Below are 12,108 nucleotides of genomic sequence, written 5' to 3'. Positions count from 1 at the left end.
GCCGCCTTTCCTGGAGACCTCGCATGAACATCGGACAAGCCGCGCAGGAATCGGGCATCTCGGCCAAGATGATCCGCTACTACGAGAGCATCGGCCTGATCGGCCCGGCGCTGCGCAAGGACTCGGGCTACCGCGTCTACAGCGAGCACGACCTGCACACGCTGCGCTTCGTGCGGCGCGCGCGCGACCTGGGTTTCTCGGTGGAGCAGATGAACGAGCTGCTGGCGCTGTGGCGCGACCGCAGCCGCGCCAGCGCCGACGTCAAGCGCATCGCGCTGGAACACGTGGCCGAACTGGAACGCAAGGCCCGCGCCCTGCGCGACATGGCGGCCACGCTCAAGCACCTGGCGCACAACTGCCATGGCGATGACCGGCCCGACTGCCCCATCCTGGAGAACCTGGGGCGCTCCCAGTAAGCAATAAGGGCAAGCCCATCCGGCTTGCCCTTATTGCATGCGGCCCGGTCCGTCCCGGCCGGGCGGCGTCACGCCTGGCTTTGCGCCGGCGCCTCGCCTTCGGCCGCGACGCGGGCGTGGTAGGCCTCGGTGGCCGCCTGCTTGGACGCGGCCTTCTCGGCGGCCGCGGCGGCCTTTTCCGTTTCCGCGGCGGCCGCATCGGCGGCCTGCTGCAAGGCGCGCTGGCGGGCGCGCTCCTGCACTTCGCGCACGCCCTCGGCATCCAGCGATTCGAACACCGCGATCGACTCCACGTGCCCGGTGTGGGGGAACATGTTGATGACGCCGGCGCTCTTGAGCAGGTAGCCGCCCTCGTGCACCATGATGGCCGCGTCGCGCGCCAGCGTGGCGGGATTACAGGACACGTAGACGATGCGGCGCGGCCGCTCCTCGACCTTCAGTTGCGACAGCGCCTGTGCCACGGCCTGCGCGCCTTCGCGCGGCGGGTCGATCAGCATGCGGTCGAAGAAGCCCAGGCCGCGCAGCCATTCGACGTCGACCTCGAACAGGTTGAGGGTGGCGAAACTGGTGCGTTCGCCCAGCCCATGGCGCGCGGCGGCCTCATGGGCGCGGTCGGTCAGCGCCTTGCTGCCCTCCACGCCCACGGCCTCGCGGCCCTGGGTGGCCAGCGGCAGCGTGAAGTTGCCCAGGCCGCAGAACAGGTCGGCGACGCGGTCGGTCGGCTGCACTTCCAGCAGCGTGAGGGCGCGCGATACCATCGCGCGATTGATGGCGTGGTTGACCTGGGTGAAATCGGTCGGCCGGTACGGCATGCGCAGGCCGAATTCGGGCATGGTGTAGGTGAGCGCGTCGCGGTGTTCGGGCACCAGCGGATGCACGGTGTCCGGGCCCTTGGGCTGCAGCCACCATTGCACGTCGTGCTTGTCCGCGAAGGCGCGCAGCACGGCGATGTCGTGGTCGGTCAGCGGCAGCAGGTGGCGCAGCACCAGCGCCGTGACCCCCTCGCCCAGCGCCACTTCCACCTGCGGCAGGCGGTCGGGCGCCGACATCGATGCGATCATGGCGCGCAGCGGCATCAGCAGGTCGCTGACGTGACGCGGCAGCACATGGCATTCGCGCATGTCGGCCACGTAGCTGCTCTTGCGTTCATGAAAGCCGACCAGCACCCCGCCCTTCTTGGGCACCACGCGCACCGACAGGCGGGCGCGGTAACGGTAGCCCCAGGTCGGGCCGTGCAGCGGCGCCAGAATGCGCGCCGGACGCAGCTTGCCGACGTGCCAGAAGGTGTCTTCCAGCGCGCGCTGCTTGATCGCCACCTGCGTGGTGGGTTCGAGATGCTGCATGGCACAGCCGCCACAGACGCCGAAATGCGGGCAGCGCGGCGCGACGCGTTGCGACGACGGCCGCAGTACCTGGTCCACCCGCGCGATTTCATACGACGGTTTGCGGCGCACGGTCGTGGTGGTGACCCGCTCGCCCGGCAAGGCGCCTTCCACGAACACGACCTTGCCCTCGCGGCGGGCAATGCCCCGGGCTTCCAGGTCCAGGGATTCGATACTCAAAACGTCAGACATCTCACGCAGTCCAGAAAATTCACGCAACCCGGCATTGTAAGAGGATTCGGCGGCGCCCCGCCCGCGCCTGAAAAAAGGGGGGACTTGCCGGAGACGGCCCGCCGGGCAGTCTCCATCAAGCCCCCCAAAAGCCGGCGCCGGTCAAGGCGCCGCCACGGATGGAAATCAGAACGAACGCGATACCGAGAACACCGCCCCCAGGCGCCCAGAGGGATGGCCGTACTTGGTCGGCAGCCAGTTGTCCTTGGTGGCGCCGACCGCCGCCAGGCCCAGCACCCAGCCCTTCAGATCCTTGGTGACGCCGAGCTTGTAGTCGACGTAGTGGCTGATGGAATCGCCTTCCATGTTGACCTGGTTCTTGAGCTTCTGGTAGCCGACATGGCCGACCAGCCCCCAGCCATCGCCCAGGTCGAAATTGGCGGTGCCGTCCAGGTACCAGGTGCCCTTGCTGTCGGGCGTGCTGAAGAAGTCGCTGGGCGTGTACGAGTACTTGAGGGTGTAGTTGCCGTAGGTCGCGCCCAGGTACAGGTCGGTGTTGTTGTAGTTGCCGCCCTTGGGCGAGCTGGAACCCGGGTAGTAGTAATGCAGCACCCCGGCGTCGAGCGAAAAACCACCGCCCACGTCGCCTTTCCAGCCGCCATAGAAGTCCATTTCCAGATTGCCGTCGGTGAAGACGAAATTGGACACATTGGAGTTCCAGTTGCCCAGGTAGAAGCCGGAGCTGTGGGTCAGGTCGAAGCCCAGTTGCGCGGCGGGACGGAAATCGGTCTGCGAGTAGCCGCGGAAGCGGTAGTCGCTGACGATCGTGGCATTGCCGCTGAGCGAAAAACCGCCGCCCAGGTCGGTGGGTTCAGCCTGTGCCGTTGCAACGAAACAAGCGGCGAGCACGGCGGGCAAGGCTAGCAACGTCTTCTTCATGGTGCGGTGTCCTGATCGGATTTAACGAGGAGGAGGAAGGCCAAGGGCGCATCCGTCAGGCCGGTCTTGCAACGGCAGGTAACCGGCTCCTCTTCGCTGAAGCAATGTCCGTGCCAGGTTTCATCCCCGTGTCAGCGCGCGGGCGATGCCCCGGCGCCACGCCGTTCCCGCACCACCGCGGTGCGCCGCGCCGCGCTTGCAGGCGGCCGCGCATCAAAATGGGGCCCCGCGCGCCCGGGCGGTCTCCGCCGCGCAAAAGAAAGCCCCGTCGCGCGGACTCGCGGGACGGGGTTTTCCCGGCCGCCGTCAGACGGCGGTCGGGAGGACGGCGCGGACCGTCTGCCTGGCGGATCAGTTGGCGGCGGGTGGCGCGGGGGGCGGCGGCACTGCGCCCGGGCCATTGCCAGGTCCCCTGCCATGACGGCCCTCCATCTTGGCATGGCGTTCCTGCATCTTGGCCTGGCGGTCCTTCAGCATCTGGGTCACCTGGGTACGCTGGGCGTCGTTCAGGCTATCCCATACGGCCAGCCATTGGTCGCGCACCTGCTTGGCCTGCGCGCCAAATTGGTCACGCGATTTGTCGGATTGCTCCAGCAGCGCGCGCGGGTCCAGCTTGCCGCTGTCCAACTGCGCCTTGAGCAGGTCGTGGCGCTGGCCGCCGGCGGCGCGCATGGCTTCGTGCAGGCCGCGCTGGCCATCCTGGGCGGTCTTGACCAGGGCCTGCTGTTTCTGGTCCAGCTTGAGTTGATCGAGTTGCGCCTTGGACACGGGGCCCAGGCCCGGAATCCAGAGGCCGTCACGCATGCCCTTGTGGAAGCCGCCACCCCGGGGGCCTTCGTGCATGGCGGCGGGACCACCGTCGGCGGGCGCGGCCGCCATGACGGGACCAGCCAGCAGGCCGCCGGCGGCGGCGACCATGGCCAGGGCTGCCAGGTTGGTGCGGATAGCGAATCGGGACATGTAGGTCTCCTGAAAGTGAAGAAAGCGAGGCCATTGTGCGATTCGCCTGGTTTCATCCAGGTTTCGTCCCCGCAAGCTATGTTTCAGTCGATTGCGCCCCCTGCCGGCGTGAAAACGGGGCCCGCGGGCCCCGTCACTCGAGCATGCCGCGCCGATACGCGCGGCGCTCAGTTGGCGTCCCAGGCCGCCATGTACTCTTTCCAGTGCGGCGCTTCGCTGGCCGTCAGCGTGTCGCGCACCAGCGCGATCTCGGCCTCGTAGGCGGTGCGGTCGATTTCGCCACGCAGGAAGCGAAAGCGGCAGTACACCAGCCAGGTGTTGACCACGTCGGTCTCGCAATAGGCGCGGACCTCGTCGGCGCGCCCCTGGCTCCAGGCCTCCCAGACCTTGCTGCCGTCCATGCCGAGCTTGCCCGGAAAGCCGCACAGCTTGGCCAGTTCGTCCAGCGGCGCGTTGGCGCGGCCATTGTATTTGGCCAGCAGGTCCATCAGGTCGGTGTGGCGGGAGTGATAGCGCGAGATGTAGTTGTTGAACTTGAAATCGCGGTCTTCCTCGCCCATGTCCCAGTAGCGCGGCGCGGGCACGCCCTGGATCAGGCTGCGGTAGTGCAGCACAGGCAGGTCGAAACCCGAGCCGTTCCAGCTCACCAGCTTGGGCGTGTAGCGCTCGATGGTCTTGAAGAAGCCGGCCAGCAAGGCGGCTTCGGGATCGTCGGCCTGGCCCAGCGTCTTGACGCGAAACCCCTGGTCATCGCGGAACACGCAGCCCACCACCGCAACCTTGTGCAGGTGCAGCGGCAGGAAGTCGTGGCCCACGGCCTCGCGGCGCGCGGCCAGCGCGCGCTCGACCACCTCGGCGTCGGGGACGTCGGCGCTCCAGCCGTTGAGCTTGCGCAGGCCGTCCGCGTCGGGAATGGTCTCGAGGTCGAATACCAGGGTGGGCGTCATTTGGCTGGCAGGTACTGCATCGGATCCACGGGGGTACCCTGGCGGCGGATCTCGAAATGCAGGCGCGGCGAGGTGGTGTCGCTCTGCCCGATTTCGGCGATCTTGGCGCCGCGCTTGACGTCCTGGCCGGTCTTCACGAGCAGCGTGCGGTTGTGCGCGTAGGCCGTGATGAAGCCGTTCTGGTGATTGACGATGATCAGGTTGCCCAGGCCGCGCACGCCATTGCCGCTGTACATGACCTTGCCGTCGGCGGCGGCGTTGACCGGGTCGCCCAGGGCGCCGACGATGTCGATGCCCTTGCTGTTGTTGTTGAAGCCTTGCATGATCTGGCCGTTGGCCGGCCAGGCCCAGTTGATCACGCCGGCATCGGCCGCGCGCGTGGCGGGCTTGGTTTCGGCCGGCGTGGGCGCGGGCGGTGGCAGCGAGGCCGTGGCGGTGGCCGAGGTGTCACCCGGCTGGTCGTCCAGCGGACGCGGCTGCGGCTTGGAACTGGCGATCGGCGCGGGCTGCGCGGGGGCGCCGGACGCGGCCGACATCTTCAGCACCTGCCCCACCGAAATCTGGTTGGGATCGCTGAGATTGTTCCAGCGCTTGATGTTCTCGACATCGACGTTGTTGGCGCGGGCAATCTTGTAGAGCGTGTCGCCCGGCTTGACGACATAGCTGCCGCCGGACTGGACGGCGGTCGGCTGGCCGCCGGTCAGGTCGACGACCGGCGCCCGCGTGCCCTTGGATGCGCAGCCGGCCAGGATGGCCAGGCTGAGGACGCCAGCCACGAATACCGGGCGGCGCAGGCGCGTCATGGACACGCCAAGGTTCATATCGGTCAGTTGCAACTGCCCGTTGAGCATACGTTTCTCCTGTTTGCTCAAGATTGTATTCCGGCACGCAGCGGCACAAAGCGCACGGCCTCGAGTTCAGTACGTTTCCAGCTGGCTGCGCCGGTGCGTTCGATCAGCACCAGGCGCTGGTTGGCGCCCCCCTCGGGAGCGATCAGGCGTCCGCCCGGCGCGAGTTGCGTCAGCAGCGCTTGCGGAATGGCCAGGCCGGCGGCAGCCACAACGATAGCATCGAACGGCGCCACGCCGGGCAGGCCCAGCATGCCGTCGCCGTAGATCAAGCGGATGCGGGTGGTCAGCCGCAAGGCGCGCAAGTGTTCGCGCGCCAGTTCGTACAGGCCGCGAATGCGTTCGATCGAATGGACCTCGCGCACGAACTGCGCCAGCACGGCGGCCTGGTAGCCGCAGCCGGCGCCCACTTCGAGCACGCGGGTGGGGCTGCGGTCTTCGCAGATGGCGGCGATCATGCGCGCCACCACCCACGGTTGCGAGATGGTCTGCGAATGGCCGATGGGCAGGGCCGCGTCTTCATAGGCGCGGCTGGCCAGCGCCTCGTCGACGAACAGGTGGCGCGGCACCGCCGCCATGGCATTGAGCACGCGCTCGTCGGAGACGCCCTGGGCCCGCAGGCGCTGCACCATGGCCTGGCGCAGGCGGTCTGAATTGAGCCCGAGATTGCCGCCAGCGGCAGGCGCCGGCGCCTTGGCCTGGCTCTGCAGGGTGGCGGCGGAGATGCGGGTGTTGCTGTTGGCCGGCGTGACGCCGGGGCTGAGCCGGCCGGAGTCGTAGCGCACCGGGCTGGGGCGCCCGGGCACCGCCTGCGAAACGTCCGGTTGGCTTATGCGTCGGCGCATAGCGGCTCCGCCCAGGTCCGGATTTCGTCGAGCTGGCTGTGCTGGGTCAGGTCCAGCCGCAGTGGCGTAACCGACACCATGCCCTGCGCCACCGCATGGAAGTCGGTGCCGGGCGTCGCGTCGGCCGCCTGCCCCACCGGACCGATCCAGTAGACCGGATCGCCGTATGGCGTGGTGGTGCGCACCACCGGTTGCGACGGATGGCGCTTGCCCAGGCGCGTGACCTGGAAACCATGCATGTCTTCGAAGCGGCGGCTGGGGATGTTGACATTCAGCAGCACCGGCGCGGCCAGCGGCTGCGCCAGGTGGCGCTCGACCACCAGGCGGGCGGCGCGGGCAGCCGAATCGATGTGTTCCCACCCCTTCTCGGCCAGCGAGAAGGCGATGGCCGGAATGCCGAACAGGTAGCCTTCGCTGGCGGCCGCCACGGTACCCGAATAGAGCGTGTCATCGCCCATGTTGGCGCCGTTGTTGATGCCGGACACCACCAGATCGGGCCGAGTGTCCATCAGCCCGGTCAGGGCGACGTGGACGCAGTCGGACGGCGTGCCGTTGACGGCGATGAAGCCATTGGAGGCGGTGCGCACCGACAGCGGACGGTTCAGCGTCAGGGAATTGGACGCGCCGCTGTGGTTGGTCTCGGGCGCGACGACGGTCAGGTCGCCCAGGCCCTGCAGCGCCTTGACCAGCGCTTCGAGCCCGGGGGCCGAGTAACCGTCATCGTTCGAAACCAGAATTCGCATTGTGCATCCGAAAGAAAATAAAACGCGGGTGGACCGGCTGGATTGTACCGTCCGCGGGCGACAGCGGCATGTCCGCTCCTGAACCGGTGCCGGATGGCACGGCGCGCGCCCCCCCGCCGGCCCCCGCGCCGGCGGGCTGCCCATTCGCCGGCGCCGCAGGCGGGGTAGAATCCGCAGCCATCGAGACAACAACACGACAACAACGGACCCCCACTCATGGCGATCACCGAACCCTCCCTGGCGTTCACCGCGGCGCTCATCCTGCTGGCCTACCTGATCGGCTCCGTGCCGTTCGCGGTGGTGGTCAGCAAACTGATGGGGCTGCAGGACCCCCGCAGCTACGGCTCGAAGAACCCCGGCGCCACCAATGTGCTGCGCACCGGCAACAAGACCGCCGCCGCGCTGACCCTGCTGGGCGACGCCGCCAAGGGCTGGTTCGCGGTCTGGCTGGCGCAGCGCCTGGCGCCCGGCATCGCCCCTGGCCCGCTGGCCGCGGTAGCCGTGGCGGCCTTCCTGGGCCATCTGTACCCGATTTTCCTGGGATTCAAGGGCGGCAAGGGCGTGGCCACCGCGCTGGGCGTGCTGGTCGCCATCCAGCCCTGGCTGGCGGTGGCCACCGCCGCCACCTGGCTGATCATCGCGGTGTTCTTCCGCTATTCCTCGCTGGCCTCGCTGGTGGCGGCGTTCTTCGCGCCGGTCTACTACGTGTTCGGCTCCGGCCTGGCGTGGTACGCCCAGCCGGCCATGGGCATCGCCCTGGCTATCATCGGCGTGCTGCTGTTCTACCGCCACCGGGCCAACATCACACGCCTGGTGCAGGGCACCGAAAGCCGTATCGGCGGCAAGAAGAAGTGATCCGTGTGCGGGCGAGTGATCCGCGCGCGCAATAGGAAAAGGGGGCCTCGGCCCCCTTTTTCATTCATTACCCGTCTCAGGCGATATCGGCCAGATCCCAGCGCGGCCGCACGGTGAAGCCGTGGGCGTCCGGATCCAGCGTCACCAGCCCCGCCTTGACCCGCTCGGCCGCCGCGAAGGCGATCATGGCGCCGTTGTCGGTGCACAACGACAGCGGTGGGAAATAGGCCTGGGCCTTCAAGGGCTTGAGCGCGGCGGCCAGCTTGGCTCGCAGCAATTGGTTGGCGCCCACCCCGCCGGCCACCACCAGGCGGCGCAGGCCGGTCTGCTTGAGGGCCCGGACCGACTTGGCCGCCAGCACCTCGACGATGGCGGCCTGGGTGGACGCCGCCAGGTCGGCGCGAGTCTGTTCATCCAGCCCGCCGTCCTGCTCGGCGGCCTTGACCCGGGTCAGCACGGCGGTCTTCAGGCCGCTGAAGCTGAAATCCAGGTCGCCGCTGTGCAGCATGGGACGCGGCAGGTCGAAACGCGCGGCATCGCCCTGCTCCGCCAGCCGCGCCAGCGCGGGGCCGCCCGGGTAGCCCAGCCCCATCAGCTTGGCGGACTTGTCGAAGGCTTCGCCGGCGGCGTCGTCCAGGGTTTCGCCCAGCAACTCGTAGCGCCCCACCCCGTCGACCCGCATCAATTGCGTATGGCCGCCGGACACCAGCAGCGCCACGAACGGGAAATCGGGCCGCGGGTCGGCCAGCATCGGCGACAGCAGGTGGCCTTCCAGGTGATGAATGGCGATGGCCGGCAGGCGGCGCGACCAGGCGAACGATTGCGCCACGCTGGCGCCCACCAGCAGCGCGCCCGCCAGGCCGGGACCCGCGGTGTAGGCGACCGCGTCGATGTCCGACATTTCCAGGCCAGCTTCGCGCAGCACCTGGTGGGTCAGCGGCACCACGCGCCGGATATGGTCGCGCGAGGCGAGTTCAGGCACCACGCCCCCGTATTCCTGGTGCATGGCGATCTGGGTATGCAGGGCGTGCGCGAGCAGGCCGCGTTCCGTACAGACGGCTGCGACGCCCGTTTCGTCGCAGGAGCTTTCAAAGCCGAGAATAATCATGGCGGCAGAGTTTACAACTGATGCGAAAATACGCCCGTTTACAAAATAACCGGGGGCGCCCAAGCCCCCTTCTCACCAACCAAGCCTGCAAGCACCCTGGGGACAAGAATGCTGGAGAAGCTATTCAACCTGCGTGAACACGGCACGACCGCGAGAACCGAGATCGTGGCCGGCCTGACGACATTCCTGACGATGTCGTACATCATCTTCGTCAACCCGGACATCCTGTCGTCCACCGGCATGGACCGCAACGCCGTGTTCGTCGCCACCTGCCTGGCGGCCGCGCTGGGCTCGCTGGTGATGGCGCTGATCGCCAACTGGCCGATCGGCATGGCGCCGGGCATGGGGCTGAACGCCTTCTTCGCCTTCACCGTGGTCAAGACCATGGGCTACACCTGGGAGCAGGCGCTGGGCGCCGTGTTCATCTCGGGCGTGATCTTCCTGATCCTGACCATCTCGGGCATCCGGGTCTGGCTGGTCAAGGGCATCCCGCATTCGCTGCGCAGCGCCATCGCCGCCGGTATCGGCCTGTTCCTGGCCATTATCGCGCTGTCCAGCGCCGGCATCGTGGTGGCGCATCCCGCGACCAAGGTGACGCTGGGCGACCTGACCACGCCGGGGCCGCTGTTCGCCATCCTGGGCTTTTTCATCATTGCCTCGCTGGACGCACTGCGTGTGCGCGGCGCCATCCTGATCGGCATCCTGGTGGTCACGGTGCTGTCGATGGCGCTGGGCTACAACGAATTCAAGGGCGTGTTCGCGGCGCCGCCGAGCCTGGCGCCGACGCTGTTCAAGCTGGACATCCTGGGCGCGCTGCACACCGGATTCGTGCACGTCATCCTGGTGTTCGTGCTGGTCGAGGTGTTCGACGCCACCGGCACGCTGGTGGGCGTGGCCAAGCGCGCCGGCCTGATGCCGGAGAACCGCCCCAACCGCCTGGGGCGCGCCCTGTTCGCCGACAGCACCGCGATCGTGGCCGGCTCGATGCTCGGCACCAGCAGCACCACTGCCTACGTCGAAAGCGCTTCGGGCGTGCAGGCCGGCGGCCGCACCGGCCTGACCGCGCTGGTGGTGGCCCTGCTGTTCCTGGCCGCGTTGTTCATCTCGCCGCTGGCCGGCGCCGTGCCCGCCTACGCCACCGCGCCCGCCCTGCTCTACGTGGCCGGCCTGATGATGCGCGAGCTGATCGACATCGACTGGAACGACGTCTGCGAAGCCACCCCGGCCGCGCTGACCGCGCTGGTGATGCCGTTCACCTACTCCATCGCCAATGGCATCGCCTTCGGCTTCATCAGCTACGTGGTGCTCAAGACCGCCACCGGCCGCGTGCGCGACGTGCATCCGGCCACCTGGCTGGTGGCGATCCTGTTCGTGATCCGCTACGCGTTCTTCCCGGAATAACATCCGCCAGACGCGCCATGCGAAACCGCCGCGCTTCCGGTCCGGAAGGCGGCGGTTTTTTCATGCCGGCGCGCGTACCCGCCAGATGCCGCCAGCGCGGTTGCCGTGACCGCGCGCCAGCGGCCATGCGCACAGGAAATGCGAACGATGCGGGTGGGACCGGCGTGACCACGATACCGGTACGGTTGCCAGGGTCGCGAACGTCCGGCAAATCGCCGTCATTGAGTCCGGCTATCAACCCGCCGGCCCGCATGGTTGCTGTCAGGGGCGGTTGAATTCGCCGATACACTCCCCATGTACGTAAGACCATGGAGCCGACCTTGTCCCGCCACACCCCGCATTCCTCCTGTCTCCACCGCGAGCGCCGCGCATGAGTACCCTCGACCGCATCCCCTTCTCGGTGCTGGACCTGGCGCCGATCGTGCAGGGCCGCGACGCCGCCGACGCCTTCCGCAACAGCGTGGCGGTGGCGCAGCATGTCGAACGCCTGGGCTACAAGCGCTTCTGGCTGGCCGAGCACCACAACATCAACGGCGTGGCCAGCAGCGCCACGGCGGTGCTGATCGGCCACATCGCCGGGCACACCTCGACGCTGCGCGTCGGCTCAGGCGGCGTGATGCTGCCCAACCATGCGCCGCTGATCATCGCCGAGCAGTTCGGCACGCTCGAAACCCTCTACCCCGGCCGCATCGACCTGGGCCTGGGCCGGGCGCCCGGCAGCGATGGCGCCACGCAGCACGCGCTGCGCCGCGGCCCGCGCAGCGGCCTGGAATTCCCGGCACTGGTCGAGGAGTTGCGCGGCTTTCTCGCTCCTTCGCGGCCGGGCCAGCCGGTGCGCGCCATCCCCGGCGAAGGCCTGGACATCCCCATCTGGCTGCTCGGTTCGAGCGATTTCAGCGCGCGGCTGGCGGCCGAATTGGGCCTGCCATTCTCCTTCGCCGGCCACTTCTCGCCGGAAGGCATGGCGGCCATGCGCCTGTACCGTCACCTGTTCAAGCCGTCCGAGACGCTGGCCCGCCCTTACGCCATGATCGGCGTGCCAGTGGTGGCCGCCCCCACCGATGAAGAAGCCCGGCGCCTGTCGACCACGCAGCAGCTCAAGTTCCTGTCGCTGGTGCGCGGCAACCGCCTGCAACTGCAGCCACCCGTCGACAGCATGGACGGGCTGTGGAACGAATGGGAGCGCGAGGCGGTCAATCAAAGGCTGGGCGCCGCCATCGTGGGCGGCCCCGAGACCGTCAAGCGCCGTCTGGAGGCCTTGGTGGCCGAGACGGAAGCGGACGAGGTCATGATCGTGTCCGACTTCTACGATATCGCCGATCGCCTGCGCTCTTTCGAGATCGTCGCCGCGCTCAAGCAGCGCGACGGCATGTGCACGACAACCTCGGCCTGAGGCCGGCGGCGCCGCCGCCAGTCTGGCCGACTGCGCCCCCCCATAGCGCCAACCATTGCGACGTGACCGGTCCCCGCTCTACTATGGACCGGTAAGACCG

At 68.2% G+C, this 12,108-nt stretch carries 12 protein-coding genes; 4 read left to right on the top strand and 8 right to left on the bottom strand.

The features are described from left to right. Positions 1-23 precede the first annotated feature (23 nt). A complete protein-coding gene (gene cueR / locus AC6LKG_RS03410) occupies positions 24-416 on the top strand; it encodes a Cu(I)-responsive transcriptional regulator (protein WP_068980972.1) in 393 nt (130 codons plus the stop codon). A 68-nt stretch (positions 417-484) separates the two neighbouring features. On the opposite strand, the gene rlmD is transcribed toward cueR, so the two are convergent. From rlmD to surE, 7 genes are all read right to left on the bottom strand, one after another. Further along, a complete protein-coding gene (gene rlmD, locus AC6LKG_RS03405) occupies positions 485-1,990 on the bottom strand; it encodes a 23S rRNA (uracil(1939)-C(5))-methyltransferase RlmD (RefSeq protein ID WP_498162728.1) in 1,506 nt (501 codons plus the stop codon). Positions 1,991-2,155: 165 nt separating this feature from the next. Then, a complete protein-coding gene (locus tag AC6LKG_RS03400) occupies positions 2,156-2,908 on the bottom strand; it encodes a TorF family putative porin (protein WP_498162727.1) in 753 nt (250 codons plus the stop codon). A 351-nt stretch (positions 2,909-3,259) separates the two neighbouring features. Beyond that, positions 3,260-3,868, bottom strand: a complete 609-nt coding sequence (locus AC6LKG_RS03395; protein ID WP_498162725.1) for a hypothetical protein — start codon at positions 3,866-3,868, stop codon at positions 3,260-3,262. A gap of 167 nt (positions 3,869-4,035) precedes the next feature. After that, positions 4,036-4,815, bottom strand: coding sequence for a 3'-5' exonuclease (locus AC6LKG_RS03390; protein WP_498162723.1), 780 nt, complete (start codon positions 4,813-4,815; stop codon positions 4,036-4,038). Continuing rightward, positions 4,812-5,666 (bottom strand): peptidoglycan DD-metalloendopeptidase family protein, encoded by an 855-nt coding sequence (locus tag AC6LKG_RS03385; protein ID WP_498162721.1) that lies wholly within the window; start codon positions 5,664-5,666, stop codon positions 4,812-4,814. Before AC6LKG_RS03385 ends, AC6LKG_RS03390 begins: the two co-directional genes overlap by 4 nt. A 17-nt stretch (positions 5,667-5,683) precedes the next feature. Next, entirely contained in the window at positions 5,684-6,508 is an 825-nt protein-coding gene (locus AC6LKG_RS03380; RefSeq protein WP_498162719.1) for a protein-L-isoaspartate(D-aspartate) O-methyltransferase, read from the bottom strand. Further along, entirely contained in the window at positions 6,493-7,251 is a 759-nt protein-coding gene (gene surE / locus AC6LKG_RS03375) for a 5'/3'-nucleotidase SurE (protein WP_498162717.1), read from the bottom strand. Before surE ends, AC6LKG_RS03380 begins: the two co-directional genes overlap by 16 nt. A 216-nt stretch (positions 7,252-7,467) precedes the next feature. On the opposite strand from surE, the gene plsY reads away from it, so the two are divergent. Beyond that, entirely contained in the window at positions 7,468-8,106 is a 639-nt protein-coding gene (plsY, locus tag AC6LKG_RS03370; protein WP_498162715.1) for a glycerol-3-phosphate 1-O-acyltransferase PlsY, read from the top strand. Positions 8,107-8,182: 76 nt separating this feature from the next. On the opposite strand, the gene tsaD is transcribed toward plsY, so the two are convergent. Next, entirely contained in the window at positions 8,183-9,214 is a 1,032-nt protein-coding gene (tsaD, locus tag AC6LKG_RS03365; protein ID WP_498162713.1) for a tRNA (adenosine(37)-N6)-threonylcarbamoyltransferase complex transferase subunit TsaD, read from the bottom strand. 108 nt (positions 9,215-9,322) lie between these two features. Here tsaD and AC6LKG_RS03360 point away from each other — a divergent pair, with 108 nt between their 5' ends. Further along, positions 9,323-10,615 carry an NCS2 family permease gene (locus AC6LKG_RS03360; protein WP_498162712.1) on the top strand — a complete coding sequence of 431 codons (1,293 nt, stop codon included), beginning with the start codon at positions 9,323-9,325 and terminating at the stop codon, positions 10,613-10,615. Between the two features lie 370 nt (positions 10,616-10,985). Then, positions 10,986-12,008 carry an LLM class flavin-dependent oxidoreductase gene (locus AC6LKG_RS03355; protein WP_498162710.1) on the top strand — a complete coding sequence of 341 codons (1,023 nt, stop codon included), beginning with the start codon at positions 10,986-10,988 and terminating at the stop codon, positions 12,006-12,008. Positions 12,009-12,108 lie beyond the last annotated feature (100 nt).

This window comes from Achromobacter sp. 46006 (assembly GCF_059761975.1).
Note: the sequence above shows the minus strand (reverse complement) of the source record. Positions and strands in the feature narration are given on the sequence as shown.